Raw genomic sequence first — 25283 nt, 5'->3', positions numbered from 1 at the left:
GTTAAGCCTCCATGTATCCCATATGCCGACCTTAAGCTTACTGTGGTTCAGTAATGCAAAAAGCACCCCGGAATATGTGCCGATACATGTGTGTTTTGTTTACGTTAGGCAAACTGCAATGCTGTCAGCCATATTTAAGAACAAAAGGTTCTGCAATATACGCCAAAGCAATTTGCTAATTTGCGGCGCGCTTTATACCATAGACACCTTACAAACACAATCTAATGTGTATTTTTACAGCAGTAATGCCTGGGTTCCGGCGTTACCCAAATTAGAGAGACAGCATGACAGCTACTATCAAAACCCCGGCCGAAATTGAAAAAATGCGTGTTGCAGGCCGCCTTGCCGCAGAAGTGCTGGAAATGATTGAGCCTTATGTAAAAGCCGGCGTAACGACCGATGAACTCAATACCATTTGTCATAACTACATCGTTAACGAGCAGCAGGCGATACCGGCACCGCTTAACTACCATGGTTTTCCAAAATCAATTTGCACCTCAGTTAATCAGGTCATTTGCCATGGCATACCGGCGGACAAAAAACTAAAAGATGGCGATATCATTAATATTGATATCACCGTTATCAAAGACGGCTACCACGGCGACACCTCTAAGATGTTTGTGGTTGGCAAAGGCAGCATTATGGCTGAACGGCTGATCCGGGTAACACAAGAGTGCATGTATCTGGCACTGAAAAAAGTGAAAAATGGCGTGCGTTTAGGTGATATAGGTCATGTAATTCAACAACATGCTGAAGCACATAGTTACTCGGTAGTACGCGAATACTGTGGCCATGGCATCGGCGCCGTGTTTCATGAAGACCCACAGGTATTGCACTACGGCAAACCCGGCAGTGGCGAAGTGTTAAAAACCGGCATGTGCCTGACCATAGAGCCGATGATTAACGCCGGCGCCCGTCACAGCAAATTGTTAGCTGACGGCTGGACAGTGGTAACCAAAGATCGCAGTTTATCCGCCCAGTTTGAGCATACGCTGTTGGTCACCGACACCGGCTGTGAAATTTTAACCCTGCGCAGCGACGACACTATAGATCGGATCTTAACGGCAGAATAAACGCCTTACAGGAGTAGCTTAATGAGTCAGGCGGTAACCTATAGCAAAGCGCTTCCGGACAGTTACAGCCTGGACAGCTATAAAAAACATTTCGCGGAATTTCATGACTGGCTTGGTCGCAGCTTCTCGCAGCATCCGGTTAACAGCCTGGTTAAAGCCCGTGCCCGTTTTATCGACGACGTATTGGTGCAGCTGTGGCACAAGTTCGACTTGCACAAAAGTAAGGATGTTAGCCTAATCGCCGTCGGCGGCTATGGCCGCGGCGAGCTACACCCCTGCTCCGATATCGACCTGTTATTACTGACAGCGGGCCGTCTGTCAGGCGCCCAGCAGGATGCGGTAGCACAGTTTATTACCGTGCTGTGGGATTTGCGCCTCGAAGTTGGCCACAGTGTGCGCACGTTAAAAGAGTCAATTAGGCTTGGCAAAGATGATATTACCATCGCCACCAACCTGCTGGAAATGCGCCTTTTAACCGGCAACAAGCCGCTGTTTGACCAATTACAGCAGGAAGTCAGCAAAGACAGTTTTTGGACCAGTCAGGCATTTTTCCAGGCCAAGCGGCACGAACAACAGCAGCGCCATGCCCAGTATCACGGCACTGCTTATAATCTGGAACCGAACTTAAAAGCCAACCCCGGCGGCCTGCGCGATATACAAACCATAGGTTGGGTAGCCAAACGACATTTTCAAACCCGAACCATGCGTGAACTGGTCGCCTACCAGTACCTGACCGAAGATGAATACCAGGAACTGATGGAGTGTGAAGCTTACCTGTGGCAGATGCGCTTTGCCTTGCATTTAGAAGCCGGCCGTAACGAAAACCGTATTTTATTTGATTATCAGCCGGCCGTGGCTGAGCGGCTTGGTTTTGGTGCCGATGGTAAAGCCTCGGTAGAACGTATGATGAAGCGGTTTTTCCGCACCGTGCAACGGGTAGCAGAATTAAACGAAATGCTGCTACAGCATTTTGATGGCAGCATCCTTAACCATAAAGAAAAAGTTAAAACGCTGCTTTTAGATGATTACTTTGAGCTGCAGGGTCATTTAATCACTGCGCGGGATAATGCAGTATTTGCCCGGCGCGACAACCTGCTGCGCTTGTTCTGGCATATTGCCAACAACTCCAACATTACCGGCGTGCATTCTTCCACCATGCGGCTTATCCGCCAGGTGCGGCGGCGCTTAATGGGTGACTTACAGGATTATGAAGCCTGCCGGCAACTGTTTTTAGCTATTATCCGCCACCCTCGTGGCATGGATAAAGCGATCACCTTAATGCATCGCTACGGTGTACTGGCAGCCTATTTGCCGCAGTGGCGCAATATTGTCGGTCAGATGCAATTTGACTTGTTTCATGCTTACACTGTGGATGAGCACACCCACCGCTTGCTTAAAAATCTGTACAAATACACGCTAAGCGAGCACGAAAGCGAATTTCCGCTGTGCAGTGACATCGTGAAAAAAATGGAGAAGCCTGAGCTGTTGTACTTAGCCGGTATTTTCCATGACATTGCCAAAGGCCGTGGTGGGGATCACTCTGAGCTTGGCGCTATGGACGTGCGCGAATTTGCCAAGCTGCATAAGCTCAGTGATTTTGACAGCAAACTGATTGCCTGGCTGGTCGAGCATCATTTACTGATGTCGGTTACCGCCCAGCGCCGTGATATTCACGACCCGGCCGTAGTGGCCGAGTTTGCCGAAAAAGTACGTGACGAAACAAGGCTTAATTACCTGTATTGTTTGACATTGGCCGATATCCGCGCCACGAACGACAACTTATGGAACGACTGGAAAGGCTCTTTACTGCGTGAGCTGTTTTTGGCGACACAAAAGGCTTTTCGCCGCGGCCTGGAAAAACCGATGGACCTGCGCGATTTAATTCGTGAAAACCAAAGTGAAGCCATGCCGCTGCTGCTAAAGCAAACCTTTAGCGAAAGCGAAATACTGCAACTGTGGAGCCGGATTAAAGCCGATTATTTTGCCCGCTACAGTGCGCGGCAAATTGCCTGGCACTGCGAGCATATACTGCGGCATAAAAACCCGGATGACCCGCTGGTATTAATAAGCAAAGCGCCGATCCGCGGTGGTACTCAGGTATTTGTTTACACCAAAGATCAACCTAAACTCTTTGCCCGCTTAGTCGCCGCACTGGACAGCAAAAAAGTGAATATTTTTGATGCCCAGATCATGACCAACAAAGATGGTTATGCTATGGACACCTTTGTCGTGCTGGAGCAAAACGGTGAAGCCGTTAATTCGCCGTCACGCCAGCAAAGTATTAAGCGCGCGCTGGAGCTATTTATTGCCGGCAAGCCGGATTTATCCCGGCAAAAAACCCGGTTATCGCGCCAGATGCGCCAGTTTAATGTGCCACCCAAGGTGGTGTTTTTGCCAGGCAACACGGCTAAACGCACTATGATAGAGCTGGCAGCGCTCGACACGCCGGGCTTGCTGGCCAATATTGGCGAAGTATTTCAGCGTTGTGATGTCAATATCCATGCGGCGAAAATCACCACCATCGGCGAGCGGGCCGAAGACTTTTTCATGATTTCCAATAGCGATGATCAGGCCCTGACCAGCGAGCAGCAAAGCTCGCTGAAACGGGCACTGATTGAGCAACTTTCACAGCAAACAGAAGGCTAACAGACCCAATGTCAGAGTTAAAAAGCATTATAGAACAAGCATTTGAACAACGTGCCGAAATAACCCCCAGCACGGTAACCGCTGAAGTAAAGCAGGCGGTCAGCACTGCCATCAGCATGCTGGATAACGGCAGCGCCCGGGTAGCCGAAAAAATTGCCGGTGAATGGGTAGTACACCAGTGGCTGAAAAAAGCGGTATTGCTGTCATTTCGCATTAACGACAATGCAGTGATGGACGGTGCAGAAAACCGCTTTTTCGATAAAGTGCCAATGAAATATGCATCTTACAGCGATGAGCAGTTCCGGGCCGATGGTGTGCGCGTAGTGCCGCCTGCCGCAGTGCGCCGTGGTAGCTATATCGCTAAAAACGTGGTGTTAATGCCGTCCTATGTCAATATCGGCGCTTATGTTGGTGAAGGCACTATGGTAGACACCTGGGCCACTGTTGGCAGCTGTGCACAAATAGGCAAAAACGTACATCTATCCGGCGGTGTTGGCATTGGTGGCGTATTAGAGCCGCTGCAGGCCAACCCAACTATTATTGAAGATAACTGCTTTATCGGTGCCCGCTCGGAAGTGGTAGAAGGCGTAATCGTCGAAGAAGGTGCTGTACTGTCGATGGGCGTCTATATCAGCCAGAGCACCCGCATTTATGACCGCGAAACCGGTGAAATCAGCTATGGCCGCGTACCAGCCGGCGCTGTGGTGGTGCCGGGCACTATCCCCAGCAAAGATGGTAGCCACAGTTTATATGCGGCGATTATTGTGAAGAAAGTCGATGCGCAAACCCGTGCTAAAGTAGGCATTAATGCCCTGCTGCGCAGCGTAGAGTAATTAATAGCTAATAAAAAACGGCAGCTTAGGCTGCCGTTTTTTTATCATACACTGTAGTGTTATGCCATGGTCGCAGCATGGCAGCTGGCCTTTAGCCGATATACAGCATGACCGCAAAGCTCACCAGGCCCACCGCAGCAAACATGGTGTACTCCAGGCGTTTTTCGAAACGTTTTTCCGCCCCTACCTCTGCCGGCACCAGTAAAGCTGAAATCAGACAGGTTAGCCCTGCCAGCAAACACAGCGTAGTTAATCCAAACACCAGCGCAGAACCTAAGATCGCCATAACTCACCCTTTCCTGACATTTTAAACCCTGGCCACGCTGCAAAGTGCCGCAGCCAAAAAATTGCGCGCAGTCTAACACAAAACCGGCCAGCAGTTGATAGCTGCCATGTTACAACATTATATTCTGTTACGAAAAAAGCCAGCCTGAGCGCTTAAACCAGAGATAAAAGTCTTTATACTGCCTTTAACTTCACTAATCACTGGCCTGAGCATTAATGTACTACTTTTTTCGCGGCTTAAGTTTGATCCAGACCAAAGGTTTAAAGCGTTTTGTACTGATACCGCTAAGTATTAATCTGGTGCTGTTTTCTCTGGCGTTTTATGTCCTGTTGCAGCAGGTTAATGCCATGGTGGCGGCGGTACAGCATTATCTGCCGTCATGGTTACACTGGCTGGAATATCTGCTTATCCCGCTAGGCGTGATGACACTGGTGATTGGCCTGGCCTATAGCTTTACCATGGTGGCCAATTTTATTGCCGCGCCCTTTAACGGCTTGCTTAGCGAAAAAGTCGAAGCGCATTTAACTGGTAAAACCCCGCCTACCGTTGGTAGCACTGGTTTTATTAAAGATATACCGCGCATGCTGGGCCGCGAATGGCAAAAACTGCTGTATGCACTGCCACGCGCCATTATTTTATTTGTGTTGTTTTTATTTTTGCCGCTGGTTGGCCCTGTTTTATGGTTCTTGTTTACCAGCTGGTTGCTGGCAATCCAGTATGTCGATTACCCGTATGACAATCACAAAATAGACTTTGCCACGATGCGCCAACAACTGCGCAATCAGCCAGGCAATAGTTTCGCTTTTGGTATTACAGTGAATATTGCCTGTATGATCCCACTGTTTAACCTGTTTGTTATGCCCATAGCCGTCTGTGGTGCTACTGCTATGTGGGTCGATAAACTGGCGGCTCAAAATGATCCGGCACTCAAAGCCCCAGGTGCAAAGGCGTACAGCAGATTAGATAAGTATTGCTAGCTTAACGCACTAAATTGCTGCTTAAGCCAGGGCAAAGCAATTGTCTCTGGCTCCAGCGTTTCACCGGCGTCAATGCGCAGCATAGGCGAGAGCTCAGCCCCCTGAATTTCCAGCAGTAAGTCACGCAGTTGCTCGCCGGCACCGCAAAACGTATCGTAACTGCTGTCACCTAACGCAATTACCGCAAATTGCTTACCGGTTAACAACGGAAAACGGTTTTGCACATCCAGATAAAACGGTAACAGGTTATCCGGTATATCGCCCTGACCGGTGGTGGAGCTTATCACCAGCCAGATATCAGCGTTAAAAGCCTGTACCTCGTCTAATTTTGGCTCTTCGTACAGCCTGACCTCGTGCCCCAGGCCGGAAAGTAGCGGTTGCGCCTGCTCGGCGACATATATGGCTGCGCCATAAACACTGCCTACCATTACTGCGATTTTTGCCATGTTTGCTCCGTAAAATGTTCAGCGAATTGTTGCTGATAATAAGCGTCATCTGTCGGCCAGCCAAATTGCTGAAACAGCGGAATTAGTTCGTTCAGACCGGCACTAAACTGCAAAGTTTCACCGCTAAGCGGATGTGGCAGTTGTAATTGCTTAGCCACCAGTAGTAAACGACGACAGTTAAAATGCTGTTTAAACAAAGCATTGTGTTTACCATCACCGTGACTGGTGTCACCCACTATCGGATGGCGCAGATGTGCCAGGTGGCGGCGTAACTGATGTTTGCGACCGGTTAACGGCTGTAGTGCCACTAAAGAGTAACGCGCGGCCGGATACTTACTTACCGGGATCGGCAGCTCTACCTGCTGTAGTGGCTGAAAGCGGGTAATGGCTTGCTGCGGCGCTTTATCGCTTCGGCTAAATTTATCGGCAATATCATCAAGTTGCTCTTTTAGAGGATAATCCAGCTCACCGCCCTTAGGTAAAAACCCCCGCACCACTGCCAGATAACACTTGCGCCAAAGCTGTTGCTCCTGCTGCTGTCCCAACAACCTGGCCACCTCGCTGGACAACGCAAACAGCAGCACACCTGAAGTTGGTCGATCCAAGCGGTGCACCGGAAACACATGCTGACCAATTTGATCGCGCAGTGTCTGCATAACAAACACCGTCTCATGTTTATCTAAAAACGAACGATGCACTAACATACCGCTGGGTTTATCTATCGCCACCAGATGCTCATCCTGATACAGGATAGTAAGCGGCGCTTGTAAGACAAAGGGCTCGGCTGAACTCATACAGCCGCCGACAAGGTCTTGTCAATACGGCCAATAATAGCCAGTAACCGGCTAAACCGTGCGCTATCAGCACTAAATGTCTGCTCAGCTATCGGTAATATGCCGATTTTATTTGGCAAGGCTAACTGCGCGTCCAACAAGGCATGCAAGCGCGGCAGAAAGATAAATTGCAACCATTGTTCAAGCAGCAGGGTATCGCAGCAAAATGGCAGGGTGCTGGCCATAGCCTCAGCATCGGGAGGCATAGCGCTCCAGAGTTGCTGCTGTTTTAATTCCGTTTCCAGTTCGATAAGCAGGGTTTTAACTGCGTCTGACATAACAACCTCGTAATAAGCTGCGCAGTTTAGCATAAGCAAAAGCTACAGCCAGCCCTTGTAAAACGACATGCTAATCAGCATTATCAGCCAATAGCTTTAGGAGTGAGATATGGGTCCGGTGTTATTGCTGCTGGTTATCAGCAGCCTGTGTTACCTGTTTTGGCAGCAGCGCAAGCAAGACGAGCGCGCCGTAGTAATAGCGAGTCAGCTGTGTCAGCAGCAGCAATTGCAACTACTCGATTGTGGCCGCAGTGGCCATAGCTTTCGCAGAATTAATGGCCGCTTGCGTTTTATAACGCTTTATCAGGTCGATTTCAGTGGCGATGGCGAAAGCCGTTACCAGGCGGAATTATTACTTAGCGGCATGCGCCTGGCGGCATTTAATTTACCGGCTTATCGTATTAATTAGCCCGCTAGCTTGCGCTTTAGCTGGCCGGTTAAAAAATCTTTCAGCATTACCCAATCTGCCGCCAGACTGTAAAACGGATATTTAAAGGTCGCCGGTTTATTGTGTTCAAACACCAGATGCCCCAGCCAGGCGAAACCATAACCTATAAGCGGCAACAGCCACAATAAACGCCATTGCTGCGTCAGTAGTGCAAACAACAGCACCGTTATCACTAAGCCACTGCCAATATAATGCAAGGCACGGCAGATGGGATTGCGGTGCTCGGTTAAATAATACGGGTAAAACTCGGCAAAACTACTGAATTTAGTCATAAGCACTATTCCCCTACTCGATCAAACTGTCAGTTGCTGCCGTTGCCGGAACATCAAGGTACCACCGACAGTATTAAACGTCAGTTTGGTAACCGGCTGATACAGATCATCAGCAAAAAAGGCGTGATACTTCTCCAGCGTGACAAAGACGCCGATACCGGCAGAGTGTTCGTCTTTATCGACAATAGAGTCGACAGCGTGGATCAGATAATGCCCCAACCCCAAATGCTGGTGCTTAGGCGCCACGGCAATAAAGGCCAGCATATGATAACGCTGTGCTGGCATGGCAGCATGAATTTTTTGCTCTTTGTCGAGTAACTGCTTAGTAGATACATAGCCTGCCGTCAGCAACATTTTCAGCCGCCAGTGCCATAACCTGCTGGCACCAATGCCAGAGTCGGGTGTAATTACACAGGCGACACCTAGTAATTGCTCGGCGTTAAATAAGCCTATTATCGGCTGATTTGCCTGCCAGAAGGTGCTGAGCTCTTCGCGGATCGCTGCGCGCAAACGCTGCTCATAGTCTGGTTTATCCGCGCGGAAAATCTCCATAAACAAAGGATCATCATGGTACGACTGGTACAGCAATGATGCTGCCAGCTTTAACTCTTCTGCGCTAAGTAACATTGCTTTTAACTGGTCTAAGTTTGCCGTATTCAACTCTGCCAACATGCTGGATCCTTAGTTATTGTTGTTTTTTTCACCACCATAACAGTGTGAATATAAAATGCCAAGCGCTGCAATTCAGCAAATTTACTGATAACAGCTATGCTTTTTAGCAGGCAGGCTAACAGCAGTAATACACAGGAGTAGCAATGGATACCTCAGCACACACTCTGACAACCTTGTTTGCCCAACTGGGTCTGGATAATGATGAGCGGGCCGTCAATCTTTTTGTGCAACAACACAAACTGGCACCGGGAATGGCCATTCAGGATGCACCGTTTTGGAATGCGGCGCAGGCCGGCTTTTTGCGCGAGTCGCTAAAACAGGACGCCGAATGGTGTGAAATTATTGATGAGTTAAATACGTTATTGCACTGAAAATAGTGGCAACAACACATGCCGGCGATAGCCCGCCGGCAAGGATCTATGCCAGCGGGCGGGTATTGATGTTACAGATACTGATATGCCTTATCGCCCCAGCCGGTTAAGCGGCCTTGTTTGAAGATCAAAGGCGTGCACTCTTCTTTGGTGGTTTTACCGTCACTTTTGTGATGATGGGTGCGGTAAAACAACACCTGCACAGTGTCACTCTCTTTAACAAAAGATTCGGTAAAATCCGGCGTACCCAGCAAAGTACGGATTTCCTCTGCCGTCATATCCAGTGTCAGCTTGTTAATTTGTTGCTGATTCTGGCTTTGCGTTTTCTTCCAGTTGCTATCGTCATCAAACTCATGATTACCGCCAACAGCTACCACACATCCTGATAACGTCACGGCCAGCGCCGCGGCGACAAAAACTTTTGCTAACATAATAACTTTCCTTAATTGTTTTAGGTAATTGGCCAGTATTTCAGGCTGCTGTGTCTTCAGCAAAGAATATGCCAGCAATTAAACTGTTTTAAAACATATAGATACGAATTCAGCATTATCTTTCCAAGCGGATTGATGGTAAATTTCGCCAATAGTTGGTCAAACAAACAATCTAAGGCATCAGATGACAGACCCCATGCAACTGCTGCAACAGGCCGCGGGCCAATTAAAGCGGGAAGGTAAAAACCCGAGTCTGGCACTGTTCCGTGCCCGCCTGGCTGGACAGCTCACACCGCAACAACTTTTTGCTGCTTATCAGCACTGGCGCAGTAATCCAATATATGCCGATGCCAGTGCTGGCGAATCTGCACCGCAGCCAGCAGAGCAAAATGCTGATCAAGTGGATGACTTACACCAACAACTAAACCGAATTGAAGCCAAACTGGATTTATTACTCAGTAAATTGGGTAACAGCTAATGTATCTGGCAGAACTGACGTTCAAAATCATTGCCGATACCAGCTTAGACCGGGCTGAAGCCGCTATCCGTAATTACGTTGAGGCACTTATTTTTAATGGTCAGAGCCTCGGGCGGGAGTTTCCCACTGCCTGGCAGCAACACAGTTTTGTCTGCCGCCTGGTACTACCGGCAGAAAATGCACTGCAACAAAGCTGTCATAGCCCAAGAGGTCTGCAGGCCCAGCAACAACTTGCCGCAGCCGGCCTGGCCTATCCTCAGGTCAGGATCCTGGGTATGGACCTAATGTCACAACATAGTGATCCCTGCCAGCAAAGTGAATTTTACATCCTGTACAGCCGTTTTAGTGACACCTGCTCGCCACTGCGCTGCGGTGCCGATTTAGCTCCGGTGCCGTTGTATCAGCTACGCACAACAGCTCCCGATCATGAGGCTTTACTGCGCTGGCAGCTGCAATATCAGGCGCTGGACGAAATTCAGATGCAGCAAAACCGGGTATTGCACAAAACGGCAGAACGCAGCATGCAACAATTGCACAGCGACCTTAACCGTCAGGGCCGTCGTTTGGCGCGGCGCCTGGCAGCTGACAACAATATTGCGGTGTATTATGTCCTTTACAGTGGCAGCAGCAGTGACTGCACTGCCGATGCCAACAAATGCTGCCCGGGCTGCGGTGCAAATTGGCAGTTAACTGCGCCCTTGCTGCAATTATTCGACTTTAAATGCGATAGCTGCTTTTTGGTCAGCAATATAGCCTGGGATTGTCAAAGCCCGTCGGCTGAGCAAGGCACAAGCTGAGCCATAAACTGCGCCAGATTATCGGCCAGTTTTTCTGACACTTCCTGGCCGACGTGCTCCAGATACACCTCGCCACTGCTGTTAAGTACCGACAACATAATGTCGTCGTCTTCGGTAGTGGCAAAAAATACCGTTTCACGCTGCTTAAGCCGGCGCTTCATGATGATATGGCCTATGATGTTTTCCTGCAGTCGTTTAACATCGTCACTGTTCCATACCATCAATAACATCAGCTTACCGCGCTGATGTTGTGCCGCCAGACCGGCGCCATAATACAATTGATAAAACTGTTTAATATCATCATGTAAGCTTAGTTCCAGCGCATGTTCAACATTGCTGAAATCGGCCTGCGGTTGCTGCAGTACCGGTTGCCACTGTACTTGGTTGTGTTCAATGGCACCAAGCTGGCACGGCGACGGACTCTGTTCATCAGCCCAGGTCAGTAAAGTACTGTGGTTTTGTTGCTGCCATGCCAGCGCCTGTTGCACAAATTGCGGATAAATGTCGGAAATAGTCACGGGATCTGCCATTACACTTTATGATAAACTGCCTGCATTGTATCGTTAAGCCAGCGCAAAAGACAAAAGCCGTTATGACTAACCGTTACTCCGACGCCCTGACCGGTTTAAGTCTGGGCAAAACCACTGCTTATGCTGATCAGTATGACGCCAGCCTGTTGCAAGCCGTGCCGCGCACCCTGGGGCGGGATGATATAGGTCTGGATCCGCTGGCACTGCCCTTTGTCGGCCAGGATATCTGGCATGGCTATGAGTTGTCATGGCTAAACGCCAAAGGCAAACCTATGGTGGCCCTGGCTACTTTTATTGTGCCCTATGACTCCGCCAATCTGATTGAGTCCAAGTCATTCAAGCTATACCTGAACAGTTTTAATCAAAGCCGCTTTGCCGATTTAGGCCAGGTGTACCGCCACCTGCAACAGGATTTATCAGCCTGCGCAGGCAAGCCGGTAAAAGTCAGCCTGCATAACGTCAATGAAATCATGGCTTTTCAGCCAACCTGGCTACCTGGCCGCTGTATTGATGATTTAGATATTGAAGTGGATCAATACCAGTACGATGCCGGTTTGCTGCAATTACAGGCGGATGGCGATATTGTCGAAGAAAAACTGCATTCGCACCTGCTGAAATCAAACTGCCTTATTACCTCACAGCCAGACTGGGCCAGTGTGTACATTCACTATCGCGGCATGGCGCTACAGCACGAAAGTCTGTTGCGTTACCTGATCAGCTTTCGCAGCCACAATGAGTTTCATGAACAATGTGTAGAACGCATTTTCAGCGATATCTGGCGGCTGTGTCAGCCGTCATTTTTAGCAGTCTATGCCCGTTATACCCGCCGTGGTGGCCTGGATATTAACCCCTGGCGCTGCAGCGAGCCATGCGCGCCTCCTGCGATCCGCCTTAGCCGGCAGTAATTTTGTAACATTTCAGACCAAGTTACCAAAAATTGCCGTCAGGCTTATTCTGCAAAAATAAAAAGGCATTAATTTTCATCATTTTAAAATAACGCCTTACATCTGCACCGTCTACTTTACGTAACCCAACAAGAAACATTACAGAGTGACTTTCAAAAACAGGCAAAATCTGCTTAAATATACAGCGTCTGGCAGACGGACTGCCAGATTGTAGTTCCTACAAGGAATGCTGATTATGCAATATCTTACCTCTACTGAAGAACAATCCTGGTTACCTTACTATCTTTGTAAGAAGTAATACCGGACTATAATAAAGCCCCTGTGACAGCTGGCCCTTGCGCCAGCTGTTTTTTCCTGCAGAAATCGCGTAAAGTCTGATCACATTTCTTCGGATTACCGATATACTTAAGCCTAAACATAGATTTAACAAAACAAGCAAAGGTGATGCGTTTGCAGGATGACCAATTAAACAAAGCGCTTAAAGCCCGCAAAACTCTGGAAGATACCTACCAGGCTCAGTTTAAAATTCTGGCTTTATTTGTGTCGCGGCTGTCGCTGGCATGTAAGGGCGTTGACGTTGACCTGGATAACCGGCTGGCAAAACTGCGCACAGAGCTCAATCGCGGCACCGATTTAGAAAAATTATTACCTTTTATTGAAAGCACCAGCGAAAGCCTTAAGCTACTTGAAACGCGGCATCAACAGGATGTATTGCGGGTACAACAAGGCCTGACCAATGCCGGCAAACTGCTGCAGCAACAAAAAGGCTTACCCGATCAACTCAGACGAGATTTACGCCAGTTATTAGGTAAAGTAGAGCAACCTTCAGCTACCGTGCATGCCTTTTTGCCACATCTGACTGATCTGGTCAGTTTGTACCAAACCGCTTTTCAGGCGAAACAACAATTACAAAACGCTGATCACGACGATCAAGACCGTTATGGCCATATATGTCGCCAGATCAGTCTGGAATTGACTAACCTGCTAAGCGAACTGACCTTCGCCGAAGACAGCGCGGCAGAAATGGATAATATCCGGCAGAGCTTACTGAATAACCTCAGCATTGAACAACTGCTGGAAGCCTGCCTGAAAACCATTTCGGTAATTATTCACAGCATTAATAAAGAGCGTCAATCGGCGGAAAACTTCCTGCTAAAGCTGAATGACGCCTTATCGAATGTGCAGCAGGCCGTTGTATCCTCAATTAGCTGCTCTGACGAATTGAAACAAAAAATGCAGCGGCTTAACCAGCAAATAGAGCTGCAAATTACCCATCTGAGTGAAGCCAGTGAACGGGCCACTTCGTTAGAACAACTGAAGTTACTGGTTAGCGATAAACTGTTAGCGATAACCGGCTCTCTGCGGGAAAAAGAACAGCTGGAACAGGAGGAACGCAGTAATCTGCTGTTAACGCTGGGCAGTATGGAACAACGTTTAAAAGAGCTGGAAACTGACGCCAGCAATTTTAAAAAGCGAATCTCAGAACAGCAATTCCGTAGTTTGCAGGATGCGTTAACCGAAATACCTAACCGGGCTGCACTTGACGAGCGCTACCAGCTGGAAATCAAGCGCTGGCAACGCTATCAGAAGCCGCTTTGCATTGCATTGGCTGATGTTGACCACTTTAAGAACATCAATGATAACTATGGACATAGTGCCGGCGATAAAACGCTGAAAGCCATTGCCAAAGCATTAAAACAAAGCCTGAGAGAAACCGACTTTATCGCCCGTTATGGTGGCGAGGAATTTGTCATACTGTTTCCTGAAACCGCGTTAGAAGATCTGGAAGGCCCGCTTAATGCGCTGAAAGACAAGATCCGCAGAATGCCGTTTAAGTTTAAAAACACCCATGTTCCTATCAGCATTTCATTCGGCGCGACCCAGTTAATAGCTAGCGACAGCAGTCGCAGTGCCTTTGATCGGGCAGATGAAGCCTTGTATGAAGCGAAAAAAGCCGGCCGGAACAGAGTTATTCTAAAACCTGCCAACTAAGCTGATAGCGCCTCTTTCTGTAAAGGAGTACCTATGCATGTGCAGTTAAACCCTCTTGGGTCGATGGATTTATTATCTCAACTGGAAGTAGATCACTTAAAACAAAACACACAACAGGAAGCATTCCGGCTTTTTCGGAATTGCTGCCTGGCGGTATTAAACGTTGGTAGTCATACCGACAGTTCTGCTGAGATTTATGAGCAATTTGAAGATTTTGCGGTAAATTTGCTTAGCCGTGAACGCGGCATAAAAATTGAATTATTTAACCCGCCTCTGAGCGCCTTTGTCGATGGGCAGATTATCAAAGGCATTCACGAGCACTTATTTGCCGTACTGCGCGATATTTTGTTCTACCATAGCCGCTTACAAAGCAATAAAAGCTGGCTCGATTTAAGTAACAGCGCCCATATTACCCACACAGTATTTGATATTCTGCGCAATGCCCGGGTTATTGATGCCAGCAATGAACCCAATATGGTAGTGTGCTGGGGCGGCCATTCGATTAACGAAACAGAATATACCTACACCAAAGAAGTTGGCTACCAACTGGGCCTGCGCGGAATGGACATCTGCACCGGCTGTGGACCTGGTGCCATGAAAGGTCCGATGAAAGGCGCCACTATCGGCCACAATAAGCAGCGCATTTATAAAGGTCGCTATTTAGGCCTGACCGAGCCCAGCATCATCGCCGCAGAGCCGCCTAACCCAATAGTAAACCAACTGGTGATCCTGCCTGACATTGAAAAGCGGCTCGAAGCCTTTGTCCGGGTTGCTCACGGTATTATTGTGTTTCCCGGCGGTGCCGGTACGGCCGAAGAACTGCTGTATCTGCTTGGCATTATGTTGCATCAGGATAATCAGCAACAACATTTGCCTGTGATCCTGACCGGCCCGAAACAAAGCGAAGCCTACTTCAACGAAATTGTCAGTTTTATCAGCAACACCCTGGGTGAAACAGCATTGAACCTGTTTGAAGTTATTATTGATGATGCCCCGGCGGTGGCAAAAAAACTGAAACAGGGCGCGGCAGAAGTCCGGCAGTACCGTAAAACGGTGGGTGATGCCTATCATTTTAACTGGACCCTGAACATAGAGCCGGATTTTCAACAACCTTTTATCCCGAATCATGCCAATATGGCCGCACTGGACTTGCACCCACAGCAGGACAAAGCAACACTGGCAGCTAATTTGCGCCGGGCCTTCTCCGGCATTGTCGCCGGCAACGTGAAAGATGAAGGCATAAGAGCCATTCGTCAGCACGGTCCGTTTGAAATATCAGGTGAAGCCAGACTCATGCATATGATGGATACGTTGCTACAAGCCTTCGTCGAGCAAGGCCGCATGAAGCTGCCGGGCAGTAAATATGAACCTTGCTACAGAGTTATCCGCTAAATGACCCAGGTGTTGTTAATCGATGCGCTCAATCTGATCCGCCGGCTGTATGCGGTACAGGAAAGACCCTATCAGCCGTTAACAGAGCAGGTAACTGACGGTACCCGGGCGCAGATTATACAAAACACCGATAATATGCTGCGACAAGCCTTACAACGGCTGCTAAAAGACCTCAGCCCCAGCCATGCGTTAATGGTATTTGACGGCCAACATAGCCAATGGCGAAAGGCCTTGTATCCAGCATATAAAGCCAATCGTAAAGCAATGCCCACCATCTTAGCCGAGGCGTTAGCCGGCTTACGACAGTCCGTTAGCGCGCTGGGTATTCATAATGTGCGCCAGGATGACAGCGAAGCCGATGATGTCATTGCCTCTGTGGCCACCAAACTGGCGCAGCATGGTATGCAAGTTAGCATAGTGTCGACGGATAAGGGCTTTCTGCCGCTGTTATCAGATACTATTCATATCTACGACGCCTTTGCCCGCCAGTTTCATACTGAACAGCATGTACAACAAAAATTTGGCGTAAGCTCAGCACAGCTGGTGCGTTACTGGAGCCTGGTCGGTGACAGTACTAACAATATCCCCGGCGTAAGCGGTATAGGCCCTAAAGGCGCCCATGATCTGTTAGCGCTTGGTACCACGCTAACAGAAGCCCTGGAACACCCGGATTGTCATAAGAAGCTGAAAGAAAAAATTCTGGCAGAAAAAGCGCACATTAAAGTGTATATGCAATTGTTAACGCTACGCACCGATATTCAGCTTGGGCTTAACCTGCAGGATATGCGCATAACACCAGCAGGAATAAGCTGATGCCGGCCGTCATTTATAAGCTGGTAAGCAACAAACTGGTTTGGATGACTGCAGGCTTACTACTTTATATCCTGCTGACGCTGGCAGCACTGCATTGGTACCCGGACAATGTTGAGCAAATGAACTGGGCAGACCGGGAAGTGTTTAACGCCAAAGTTATTCGCCAATACAGTGCTCAGGGCAGCATTCAACAACAGCAGGTACTGGACAGGCTAGGCAGCCCGGACATTACCGCCGCCTTTAACGACCATGCAGACATTTATCAGGTACTGTATTACCGCACGCACCGGCGTACGCCTGACGGTATTACCACCGCAGATGAATGCACAGCCTTACTGTTTAAAAACCGCCTGCTAATTGCTATTGGCGATACCGCAGTCAGCCGCTATCAGTCGTTAAGCGCCAATGCCCACTGATAGCTTAGCCGTCACAACCACACTCACCCACTGGCAGCAAGCACGTAGTCAGTTGCAACAACAGGCCGACAGCGGGCAGCTACTGCAGCTAAGCCGGCAACTTTGCCAATACCGGTTAGGCCAGGTTGCGACAGAACCTGCGGCATTAACACTCAGCTCAGCGCTGCCTGATGCCTTGTGGCGCAGCGAATTGCTATTAAGTCTCAGCACTTGGCTAAACTGGCCGCACGCCACCGTGCAACTGCTGCTAAACGCCAGCTATTGCTGTGGCCTTAGCGATATACTTAGCGACACCCAATCTCACCCCAGGTTACAGCCTTACCCGCCGTTACTGAGTGCTAAATTACTGCGTACTTCAGCGCCAGCCGCACTTTTGCAAGTACTGGACGGCTGCTACGCCACTGAACGCAAAATACCTTACTGGCGCCAATCAGCCGCAAGTCTGTTGTTAACTCTGGTGATGCGCTTTAGCACACCAAATACCGACAACAGCTTTACCATTCAGCTGGGGCGCCGCATCATGCTCAGCCGCTGCGAGCACGAACTGGCGCTGTTACGCACCCTTATACTTTGGCACAGACAAACAGCGCTGCAACCGCCTCAAAGTGCAGCAACACTGTTTAATCACTCTGACTACCAGCAGTTGCGCCACAGCAGCAATAAACAGCTGGCAGCCTGCCTCAGCACAACAGCGGCAATGCGCGAGCCAGTACTTAAGCTGGCCACTGAACTTAACCGGCAGCAGCAACCAATAACCGATGTGTCACTGGCGGTTAATCTGATTGGCCGTGATTTACTCGACAATGTGTTAATCGATGCCGAACTGAGTAACGTGCTAAGTCAGCTGCACCATCCTCAGCATGCCATGTTGCAACAACTGACAGCGGCCTTTGCCTGCAGCCTGCACCTGCAGAGCCAGGACAACCTGCCAATGGCAAAATGCCGGGCGCTGGCTCGCTGTTTATGTGCGCCGCTATGGTTCGATAGCAGCGGCTATCGCAGCGGCCTGTTGCGGCCGGCTAACACGCCACTGCCCGATTTCAGGCTGTATCAGCAAGCAGCTGCCAGCGCGCTAATCAGCAAACTGCTGCAGCAATATCAGTTAACCGACTGGTTAGCCGCGGCACAACAGATGCTCAGCGCCTTGCAACAACAAAGCGTACCGCACGATGAGACAGCCAGAATCTTGCTTATTGCCTGGTACAGCTGCCAGGCGGTGTTTAACAGCGACGCAGCGCCGCACCTTACGGCATTACTGCAGCAACAGGCAGGCAACACAGTAAACAGCAGCGACCCACAGCTTTGGTTAACCACTGTAGCCGGACAGGCAAATTGTCAGTGCCCACTGCTGTTAACATTGTAGTTTTATTACATCATTCACCAGCGTTATACAGCGTATAAGCCAGATAACTACGGTAAACTTTCACCAAACTGGCGCCAATTAGCGAAAACTGCTATATTCAGCGCCGTTTTCAGGCCCGTCAGAGGCCCGCTTCCCACGTAAATAACACTGCTAAGGATCCCCCATGAGCAAGCAAACCATTACAGTCATCAAAGGCGACGGCATAGGCCCCAGCATTGTAGAAGCCGCTATTCAGGTGTTAGAAAAAGTAGGCTGTGAGTTCGACTACGAATACGTCGATGCCGGTTTAACCGCACTGGAGAAAACCGGTGAGCTGTTACCACAAGCCACGCTGGATGCTATAGCTCGCAATAAAATCACCCTAAAAGGCCCGCTTACTACGCCAGTGGGCGAAGGTTTTACTTCGATCAATGTTACGCTGCGGAAAAAATTTAGCCTGTACTCCAACGTACGCCCGGTAATTTCCTTTAAAGGCACCAAGGCGCGCTACGAGAATATCGATATTATTACTATCCGTGAAAACACCGAAGGCATGTACTCAGGCCATGGTCAGGTAGTCTCAGCTGATGGCATGGTAGCCGAAGCAACCAGCATCGTAACGAAAGAAGGCGCAGAGCGCATTGCCGTGTTTGCTTTTGAAACAGCCCGGCGCGAAAAACGCAAAAAGGTCACCATAGTACACAAAGCCAATATCCTTAAATCTACTTCAGGTTTATTCCTGAAAACAGCGCGTGAAGTGGCAAGCCGTTACCCGGATATTGAAGCCCAGGAAATGATTGTCGACAACGCCTGTATGCAACTGGTGATGAACCCACAACAGTTTGATGTCATCGTTACCACCAATTTGTTTGGCGATATTTTATCCGACTTATGTGCCGGTTTAGTTGGCGGCTTAGGTATGGCACCGGGCGCGAACATTGGTGCCGATTGCGCTATTTTTGAAGCCGTACACGGCAGCGCACCGGATATCGCCGGCAAAAATCTGGCTAATCCAAGCTCAGTAATTTTGGCGTCTATCCAGATGCTGGAATACTTAGGTATGCAGGATAAAGCTGAGAAAATCCGCAGCGCACTGGCCGACGTTATTGCCAGTGGTGACCGCACTACCCGTGATTTAGGCGGTAGTTTTGGCACTACTGACTTTACCGCAGCGGTATTAGAGCGTTTATAAGCAGTATTGTTGCTAGAATAGCCACCTCAGGGTGGCTATTTTTTTAGCGTCTTTCACAGAGGAGTTAATATGTCGCAACTAAACAACCCACTGCATGGCGTGACGCTGGAGCAAATCGTCACCGCACTGGTCGATCACTTTGGCTGGCCGGCACTGGCAAAGCAGATTGATATCAATTGCTTTAAACAAGATCCATCGGTGAAAAGCAGCTTAAAGTTTTTACGCAAAACGCCGTGGGCCAGAGAAAAAGTAGAGGCCTTGTTTGTAGCGCAAAAGCTGTATCAGAACAACTGATACAGCTTTGTGGTTGCTGAAAATAACGATTAACCGTTATAAATAGTGCCGCCGCTACCAACGTAATGTTGTAGCACGTTATTAGCCGCATCACGCTGCACCAAGCGCACTACCTCGACCCCGGCTTGCTTAAGATAAGCATAACTACTGTCATAAACCGGACCTTCATCAAAACCTATGGCGCGGGCATCGTCAGCAGTTGCAGCACAAACTAAACGCTTAACACCACTCCAAAGTGTGCCACCCAGACACATAGCGCAGGGCTCGCATGAGGTAAATAACTCACGCCTTACACCGTCAGCAGACAAACTAAAACTTTGCAGTTTATGCTCGGCCAGCATAATCGCCATCATTTCGCCGTGCGCAGTAGAGTTATGTAGCGGCATCACCCGGTTTACGCCAACACTTAACAGCTTGCCACTGTCGATGTCAAAGATAGCACTACCAAAAGGGCCTCCGGTACCGCGCTGTACATTTTGCCTGGACAGCTCGACCGCTAGCGCCATTTTTTCATCGTCAGTAGTGTAAACCTTGTCCCAGTCCACCACTTCATCAATCCACTGGGGTAAATCCAGTATTATCTGATGCTTAGTCATCGTTATTCCTTAAAAAAACAAAGCCCGCTAAAGCGGGCCTGATGAATACTCTATTTATCGGCCAGCGGCTTACTGTATGCCAGTTCCATATCCCACGGCAGTTGGATCCAGGTATCCTGTTCGATATCAGTAATATAATGATCAACCAAAGGCTTACCCTGAGGTTTAGCATACACCGTCACAAAACAGGCTTTAGGGAAATGCTCACGCAATGCTCTGGCCGTTTCACCGGTGTCGACTAAATCATCAACAATCAGCAACTTTTCTGAATCTGCCAGACTGGCGTCTTTTAATATGCTCAGACTACCTTGTTTATCGTGCTCATAGCTGGCGACACAAATGCTATCTACCACCCGGATATTCAGCTCACGGGCAATAATGGCCGCCGGCACCAGGCCGCCACGGCTTACAGCAACTATGGCGTTGTATTCTTTACCTAACAGTTGATGTGCCAGCTCTTTCGTGGCACGGTGAAACGCTTCCCACGACACATAAAACATTTTATTGCTTGATAACGACATTTTTTTCGTCCAGTAATAGAGTAAACGGCAATTATAGACAGCCCAGCGCCACTTCGACCATTTCGTTAAAGCTGGTCTGACGCAACTCGGCACTTAACGCTTCACCGGTACGGATATGGTCGCTTACGGTAAAAATTGCCAGCGCATTAATGCCGTACTCAGCTGCTACGCCATACAGACCGGCCGCTTCCATTTCTACGGCCAGTACACCGTATTTTTCTAAGGTATCAAACAGTGTTTCGCTGGGGTTGTAAAATAAGTCTGAAGTGAACACATTACCGACTTTAACGTTGATGTTTTTCGCCCGCGCTGCAGCGACGGCTTTTTCCAGCAAGTCAAAGCTGGCAATAGCGGCAAAATCCATACCGGCTAAACGGTTGCGGTTTACATTAGAATCGGTGCTGGCGCCCATACCAATAACCACATCACGCACTTTGACATCCAGCGGTAAACCGCCACAAGAACCAATGCGGATAATGTTTTTTACACCGTAAAACTTCACCAGTTCAGTGGCATAAATAGACATCGACGGTATGCCCATACCAGAGCCCAACACGCTAACCGGTTTACCTTTGTAGGTTCCGGTGTAACCAAACATATTGCGCACCGTGTTGACACAGACCGCGTCGGTTAAAAAAGTTTCGGCAATATGTTTGGCCCGCAGCGGGTCGCCGGGCATTAATACTGTTTGGGCAAAAGCGCCTTCTGGCGCATTAATATGCGGAGTAGCCATAATAGTCTCTTAGTTAATACGGTTTATAAAAGAGTCGCCGTACGCCATGGCGTCCAGCGCAAAATAATCTGCCAGTGTCTGGCCAATATCGGCAAAACTGGCCCGTTCACCCAACGCAACATCACCTAAGCCGGCTTTATAAACCAGTACCGGTATGTACTCGCGGGTATGTTCAGTGCCATGCCAGGTAGGATCACAGCCGTGATCAGCTGTCAGTAACATTAGCGTATCGTCACCACAGGCTGCCATTAATTCCGGTAAACGGCGGTCAAAATACTCCAGCGCGTCACCATAACCGATGGCATCGCGGCGATGGCCAAAATTCTGGTCAAAATCAACCAGATTGGTAAAAATAAGGCTGTTATCCGCCTGCGTTGCCATTTGTGCCAGAGTTTTGTCTATCAGTTGTTCCAGCCCGGTCGCTTTTAAGCTTTCACTAATGCCCTGATGGGCATAGATATCAGCAATTTTGCCAATACTAATTACTGTGCCACCGGCTGCAGTTAACTTATCCAGCACTGTTGGTGCAGGTGGTAATACTGAGTAGTCGCGGCGATTTCCGGTACGGGCATAATTATCGGCCTTGTCGCCGATAAAGGGCCGTGCAATCACGCGGCCGATATTGTAGTCATCCAGTAGCTCGCGGGCGACCTGACAAAAATCGAGCAATTTTTGCAAACCAAAATGTTCTTCATGTGCTGCTACCTGAAACACACTATCAGCCGAGGTATAACAAATTGGTTTACCACTGCGAATATGTTCATCACCAAGTTTAACTAAAATATCAGTACCCGAGGCATGGCAATTGCCCAGTATGCCCGGCACGCCGGTGCGCCGGCACAATTCAGCGATTAACTGCGGCGGAAAACTATCACTCTTGTTATGAAAGTAGCCCCAGTCAAACAGCACGGGTACACCGGCTATTTCCCAGTGTCCGCTCGGCGTATCTTTACCACTGCTGAGCTCTTTAGCATAACCGTAAGCTCCGGCAATAGCGGTAGCGGGCAATATATCGGCCTGTACGCCCTCTGATGCTGCGGTAGCTGCCTTTACCAGCCCAAGCCCGGCAAGGTTTGGCAACGCCAGCTGACGGCCCTTAGCTTGATGGAATGCTTTGGCAATACTGGCGAAGGTATTAGCCCCGACATCACCAAAAGTTGCTGCATCAGGTGTATACCCGATACCAAAACTGTCTAATACCAGGATCACTGCTTTTTTTGCCATCGTCCTGCTCCTGCATCGTAATTAATCATATTGCCCGTATACAGAGTGTAACACTGCACCGCTGGCTAATACCGCAGCTAAGCGGCATTTTTAAAAAAGGGCACGCAGTGTAAAACGAAGGCCATAGCTTTACAACCAGCAAGTGAAAAACCAGCCTGGCGTATCATAAAAAAACCCGCCTTAGCAGCGGGTTTTTAGTAACACCGGGTTAGGCAGTTAGCGTGGTAGCTGCTGATAACCCATGTTATACAAAGTGAAGCTAAATACATCAGCAGCCTGATCTATCTGCATAGACACCGGCATACCTGCACCATGGCCAGCTTTAACATCAATGCGGATAAGCTGCGGGTTAACGCCGCTGTCTTTAGCCTGCAGCTCTGCAGCAAACTTAAATGAGTGCGCTGGTACTACGCGGTCATCATGATCAGCGGTAGTAATCATCGTTGCCGGATGCGTCACACCCGGTTTAACGTTGTGTACCGGTGAGTAACCAAGTAAGTAATTAAACATGTCGGCACTTTGCGCACTGGTACCATAGTCAAAGGCCCAGCCGGCACCAGCGGTAAAGGTGTGGTAGCGCAGCATATCCAGTACACCTACTGCCGGTAACGCCACTTTAAACAGCTCTGGCCGTTGCGTCATCACTGCACCGACTAATAAGCCGCCATTCGAACCACCACGTACCGCCAACTTATCCTTAGAGGTATAACCCTCTTTTTGCAGGTACTCGGCTGCAGCAATAAAATCATCAAACACATTTTGCTTGTTCAGCTGCGTGCCGCCTTCGTGCCAAACTTTACCATACTCGCCGCCACCACGAATATTAGCCACAGCATAGACGCCGCCCATATCCATCCACACAGCGTTAGACACACTGAATGATGGAGTCAGGCTGACATTAAAACCGCCATAACCATATAAAATAGTCGGGTTGCTGCCATCGCGTTTTACATCTTTGCGGTAGCTGATAATCATTGGTACTTTAGTACCGTCTTTTGAAGTGTAAAACACCTGTTCAGAGGTATAAGCCGCCGGATCGAACTGAGTTTTCGGCTGATTAAACAGGCTCGAATCACCCGATTGCGGTGTAAATTTATAAATACTGCTCGGAGTGGTGTAATTGGCAAAGCTGAAATAAAGCTCTGCATCTTCTTTCTTACCACGGAAGCCGCCAACGCTGCCTACACCAGGTAAAGCGATGTCGCGCACCAGCTTGCCGTCATAGTCAAATTGCTTAACCTGGGCCACTGCATCAACAATGTAGTTGGCAAACACATAGCCGCCGCCTGTCGACGCCCGTAGCACATTTGTTGTTTCGGCAATTAATGTTTGCCAGTGTTCCGGCTGCGGTTTAGCAGCATCGGCAACAACTACTTTACGGTTAGGTGCATCGCGGTTGGTAATAAACATCAGCTTATCGCCAACAGAGTCCAGCAAGTCTACATCTGAGCTGGTATCATTTACCACTGCGACAAAGCTGCTATCGGCTTTACTTAAATCTTTAATAAACAGCTTGTTGCCAGAGGTTGATACCGCAGCTGACACCAGCAAATAACGGTCATCCTCGGTTACTGTTGCGCCAACATAACGATGTTTTTCATCGGCAGCAGCACCAAAGATCACTTTATCGGCGCTCTGCGGAGTACCCATTTTATGGTAGTACAGCTTATGTTGATCCGTCATTGCCGACAGTTCGCTACCATCGGGCTTGTCGTAACTTGAATAGAAGAAACCGTCGTTACCCACCCAACTGATGCCACTGAATTTTACATCGATCAGGGTTTCGCCGATTTGTTGCTTCGTCTCGACATCAATTACGATAATTTTACGCCAATCGCTGCCGCCTTCTGAGATTGCATAAGCAGCCAGGCTGCCATCACGGGAAAAGCTGATATCGGCCATTGACGTGGTGCCATCAGTGCTAAAAGTATTTGGATCTAAAAACACTTCAGAGCTGCCATCGGCATTCAGACGATATAATACAAATTGATTTTGCAAACCATCATTGCGGTAAAAATACTGGTGTTTGCCTTCTTTAAAAGGCGCACCTAGCCGTTCAAAATTCCATGACTGTTGCAATTTATCGCGTATCGCATCGCGGTAAGGGATCTGCGCCAGATAATCGAACGTGGTTTTATTTTGTGCCTTAACCCAGGCTTCAGTTTCACTGCTGCGATCGTCTTCCAGCCAGCGATAAGGGTCGGCTACTTTAGTATCAAAGTAGGTATCAACCACATCACCTTTGGCTGTTTGCGGATAAACTAATTGCTGTTTTACCGATTCTGTCATCGTAACCTTAGCTGCGTCATTAGCTGCATTGCTGTTTGACTCACCACCACAGGCGGCAAGCAAAGATACCGCCAGTACACTTAATACATGTTTCATCTACGGGGACTCCCTGTTTCTTGTTGTTATAACGCCACCGAGCTTAACAAAGAAGCCCGCCTTTGCCTATTTCATGTCAACGGGTTTTCAGTGCTGTTCAACTAAAA

General features: G+C 48.9%; 29 protein-coding genes. 16 read left to right on the top strand and 13 right to left on the bottom strand.

All coding sequences use genetic code 11. From position 1 onward, the window contains the following. Positions 1-284 precede the first annotated feature (284 nt). From map to dapD, 3 genes are read left to right on the top strand one after another with little or no spacing between them, the layout of a single operon-like run. Positions 285-1073 (top strand): type I methionyl aminopeptidase, encoded by a 789-nt coding sequence (gene map / locus MN202_RS12460; RefSeq protein ID WP_335736456.1) that lies wholly within the window; start codon positions 285-287, stop codon positions 1071-1073. Between the two features lie 21 nt (positions 1074-1094). Then, positions 1095-3719: a bifunctional uridylyltransferase/uridylyl-removing protein GlnD gene (gene glnD, locus MN202_RS12455; protein ID WP_335736455.1), complete on the top strand. Its 2625-nt coding sequence runs from the start codon at positions 1095-1097 to the stop codon at positions 3717-3719. 8 nt (positions 3720-3727) lie between these two features. After that, a complete protein-coding gene (gene dapD / locus MN202_RS12450; RefSeq protein WP_335736454.1) occupies positions 3728-4552 on the top strand; it encodes a 2,3,4,5-tetrahydropyridine-2,6-dicarboxylate N-succinyltransferase in 825 nt (274 codons plus the stop codon). A gap of 91 nt (positions 4553-4643) precedes the next feature. Here the strand turns inward: dapD and MN202_RS12445 are convergent, their stop codons facing one another. Then, positions 4644-4838: a hypothetical protein gene (locus MN202_RS12445; protein WP_335736453.1), complete on the bottom strand. Its 195-nt coding sequence runs from the start codon at positions 4836-4838 to the stop codon at positions 4644-4646. A gap of 215 nt (positions 4839-5053) precedes the next feature. Here MN202_RS12445 and cysZ point away from each other — a divergent pair, with 215 nt between their 5' ends. Next, positions 5054-5815 (top strand): sulfate transporter CysZ, encoded by a 762-nt coding sequence (gene cysZ / locus MN202_RS12440; RefSeq protein WP_335736452.1) that lies wholly within the window; start codon positions 5054-5056, stop codon positions 5813-5815. Here cysZ and MN202_RS12435 read toward each other — a convergent pair. The 3 genes from MN202_RS12435 to MN202_RS12425 are packed head-to-tail and all read right to left on the bottom strand — an operon-like array spanning position 5812 to position 7372. Further along, positions 5812-6261: a flavodoxin gene (locus MN202_RS12435; protein ID WP_335736451.1), complete on the bottom strand. Its 450-nt coding sequence runs from the start codon at positions 6259-6261 to the stop codon at positions 5812-5814. The two genes, cysZ and MN202_RS12435, sit on opposite strands and share 4 nt — an antisense overlap. Then, a complete protein-coding gene (gene truC, locus MN202_RS12430; protein WP_335736450.1) occupies positions 6243-7055 on the bottom strand; it encodes a tRNA pseudouridine(65) synthase TruC in 813 nt (270 codons plus the stop codon). Before truC ends, MN202_RS12435 begins: the two co-directional genes overlap by 19 nt. After that, the gene (locus MN202_RS12425) at positions 7052-7372 is read right to left on the bottom strand and encodes a YqcC family protein (protein ID WP_335736449.1); all 321 of its coding nucleotides are present in this window, start codon (positions 7370-7372) and stop codon (positions 7052-7054) included. The genes truC and MN202_RS12425 overlap by 4 nt, the downstream gene beginning before the upstream one ends. A gap of 109 nt (positions 7373-7481) precedes the next feature. Between MN202_RS12425 and MN202_RS12420 the strand changes: the two genes are divergently transcribed. Then, a complete protein-coding gene (locus MN202_RS12420) occupies positions 7482-7781 on the top strand; it encodes a DUF3301 domain-containing protein (protein ID WP_335736448.1) in 300 nt (99 codons plus the stop codon). Here the strand turns inward: MN202_RS12420 and MN202_RS12415 are convergent. Both MN202_RS12415 and MN202_RS12410 read right to left on the bottom strand, forming a co-directional pair. Continuing rightward, complete coding sequence (locus MN202_RS12415) at positions 7778-8092, bottom strand: Mpo1-like protein (RefSeq protein WP_335736447.1); 315 nt, start codon at positions 8090-8092, stop codon at positions 7778-7780. The two genes, MN202_RS12420 and MN202_RS12415, sit on opposite strands and share 4 nt — an antisense overlap. A 21-nt stretch (positions 8093-8113) precedes the next feature. Beyond that, the gene (locus MN202_RS12410) at positions 8114-8764 is read right to left on the bottom strand and encodes a GNAT family N-acetyltransferase (RefSeq protein ID WP_335736446.1); all 651 of its coding nucleotides are present in this window, start codon (positions 8762-8764) and stop codon (positions 8114-8116) included. A gap of 143 nt (positions 8765-8907) precedes the next feature. Between MN202_RS12410 and MN202_RS12405 the strand changes: the two genes are divergently transcribed. After that, positions 8908-9135, top strand: a complete 228-nt coding sequence (locus MN202_RS12405; RefSeq protein ID WP_335736445.1) for a DUF2789 domain-containing protein — start codon at positions 8908-8910, stop codon at positions 9133-9135. Positions 9136-9206: 71 nt separating this feature from the next. Here MN202_RS12405 and MN202_RS12400 read toward each other — a convergent pair whose 3' ends face one another. Then, a complete protein-coding gene (locus MN202_RS12400) occupies positions 9207-9566 on the bottom strand; it encodes a DUF3192 domain-containing protein (RefSeq protein WP_335736444.1) in 360 nt (119 codons plus the stop codon). A 184-nt stretch (positions 9567-9750) separates the two neighbouring features. Between MN202_RS12400 and MN202_RS12395 the strand changes: the two genes are divergently transcribed. Together MN202_RS12395 and MN202_RS12390 are read left to right on the top strand one after the other, a co-directional pair. Next, complete coding sequence (locus MN202_RS12395; RefSeq protein WP_335736443.1) at positions 9751-10044, top strand: hypothetical protein; 294 nt, start codon at positions 9751-9753, stop codon at positions 10042-10044. Next, positions 10044-10841 carry a DUF2310 family Zn-ribbon-containing protein gene (locus MN202_RS12390; protein WP_335736442.1) on the top strand — a complete coding sequence of 266 codons (798 nt, stop codon included), beginning with the start codon at positions 10044-10046 and terminating at the stop codon, positions 10839-10841. The genes MN202_RS12395 and MN202_RS12390 overlap by 1 nt, the downstream gene beginning before the upstream one ends. Here the strand turns inward: MN202_RS12390 and syd are convergent. Then, the gene (gene syd / locus MN202_RS12385; RefSeq protein ID WP_335736441.1) at positions 10808-11371 is read right to left on the bottom strand and encodes a SecY-interacting protein; all 564 of its coding nucleotides are present in this window, start codon (positions 11369-11371) and stop codon (positions 10808-10810) included. The two genes, MN202_RS12390 and syd, sit on opposite strands and share 34 nt — an antisense overlap. A 62-nt stretch (positions 11372-11433) precedes the next feature. On the opposite strand from syd, the gene queF reads away from it, so the two are divergent. The 8 genes from queF (at position 11434) to MN202_RS12345 (ending at position 19717) form a co-directional block, all read left to right on the top strand. Beyond that, positions 11434-12276 carry an NADPH-dependent 7-cyano-7-deazaguanine reductase QueF gene (gene queF / locus MN202_RS12380; RefSeq protein ID WP_335736440.1) on the top strand — a complete coding sequence of 281 codons (843 nt, stop codon included), beginning with the start codon at positions 11434-11436 and terminating at the stop codon, positions 12274-12276. A gap of 444 nt (positions 12277-12720) precedes the next feature. After that, a complete protein-coding gene (locus MN202_RS12375; RefSeq protein WP_335736439.1) occupies positions 12721-14268 on the top strand; it encodes a diguanylate cyclase in 1548 nt (515 codons plus the stop codon). 33 nt (positions 14269-14301) lie between these two features. Further along, the gene (ppnN, locus tag MN202_RS12370; RefSeq protein WP_335736438.1) at positions 14302-15660 is read left to right on the top strand and encodes a nucleotide 5'-monophosphate nucleosidase PpnN; all 1359 of its coding nucleotides are present in this window, start codon (positions 14302-14304) and stop codon (positions 15658-15660) included. Further along, entirely contained in the window at positions 15661-16473 is an 813-nt protein-coding gene (xni, locus tag MN202_RS12365; protein WP_335736437.1) for a flap endonuclease Xni, read from the top strand. It abuts the gene before it with no gap. Further along, positions 16473-16889: a DUF3192 domain-containing protein gene (locus MN202_RS12360; RefSeq protein WP_335736436.1), complete on the top strand. Its 417-nt coding sequence runs from the start codon at positions 16473-16475 to the stop codon at positions 16887-16889. Before xni ends, MN202_RS12360 begins: the two co-directional genes overlap by 1 nt. Beyond that, positions 16879-18252: a hypothetical protein gene (locus tag MN202_RS12355; protein WP_335736435.1), complete on the top strand. Its 1374-nt coding sequence runs from the start codon at positions 16879-16881 to the stop codon at positions 18250-18252. The genes MN202_RS12360 and MN202_RS12355 overlap by 11 nt, the downstream gene beginning before the upstream one ends. A 163-nt stretch (positions 18253-18415) precedes the next feature. After that, positions 18416-19423: an isocitrate dehydrogenase gene (locus MN202_RS12350; protein WP_335736434.1), complete on the top strand. Its 1008-nt coding sequence runs from the start codon at positions 18416-18418 to the stop codon at positions 19421-19423. A 69-nt stretch (positions 19424-19492) separates the two neighbouring features. Continuing rightward, the gene (locus MN202_RS12345; protein WP_335736433.1) at positions 19493-19717 is read left to right on the top strand and encodes a VF530 family protein; all 225 of its coding nucleotides are present in this window, start codon (positions 19493-19495) and stop codon (positions 19715-19717) included. A 29-nt stretch (positions 19718-19746) separates the two neighbouring features. On the opposite strand, the gene MN202_RS12340 is transcribed toward MN202_RS12345, so the two are convergent. The 5 genes from MN202_RS12340 to MN202_RS12320 all read right to left on the bottom strand — a co-directional run bounded on the left by MN202_RS12340 (position 19747) and on the right by MN202_RS12320 (position 25176). Continuing rightward, positions 19747-20313, bottom strand: a complete 567-nt coding sequence (locus MN202_RS12340; RefSeq protein ID WP_335736432.1) for a nucleoside deaminase — start codon at positions 20311-20313, stop codon at positions 19747-19749. A gap of 50 nt (positions 20314-20363) precedes the next feature. Further along, positions 20364-20834 carry a xanthine phosphoribosyltransferase gene (gpt, locus tag MN202_RS12335; protein ID WP_335736431.1) on the bottom strand — a complete coding sequence of 157 codons (471 nt, stop codon included), beginning with the start codon at positions 20832-20834 and terminating at the stop codon, positions 20364-20366. Between the two features lie 31 nt (positions 20835-20865). Beyond that, a complete protein-coding gene (gene deoD, locus MN202_RS12330) occupies positions 20866-21567 on the bottom strand; it encodes a purine-nucleoside phosphorylase (RefSeq protein ID WP_335736430.1) in 702 nt (233 codons plus the stop codon). Positions 21568-21576: 9 nt separating this feature from the next. Beyond that, entirely contained in the window at positions 21577-22791 is a 1215-nt protein-coding gene (locus MN202_RS12325) for a phosphopentomutase (protein WP_335736429.1), read from the bottom strand. Between the two features lie 216 nt (positions 22792-23007). Further along, positions 23008-25176 carry a prolyl oligopeptidase family serine peptidase gene (locus MN202_RS12320; RefSeq protein WP_335736428.1) on the bottom strand — a complete coding sequence of 723 codons (2169 nt, stop codon included), beginning with the start codon at positions 25174-25176 and terminating at the stop codon, positions 23008-23010. Between the last annotated feature and the right edge of the window lie 107 nt (positions 25177-25283).

The organism is Rheinheimera muenzenbergensis (genome assembly GCF_036984005.1).
Lineage (GTDB): Bacteria > Pseudomonadota > Gammaproteobacteria > Enterobacterales > Alteromonadaceae > Alishewanella > Alishewanella muenzenbergensis.
Note: the sequence above shows the minus strand (reverse complement) of the source record. Positions and strands in the feature narration are given on the sequence as shown.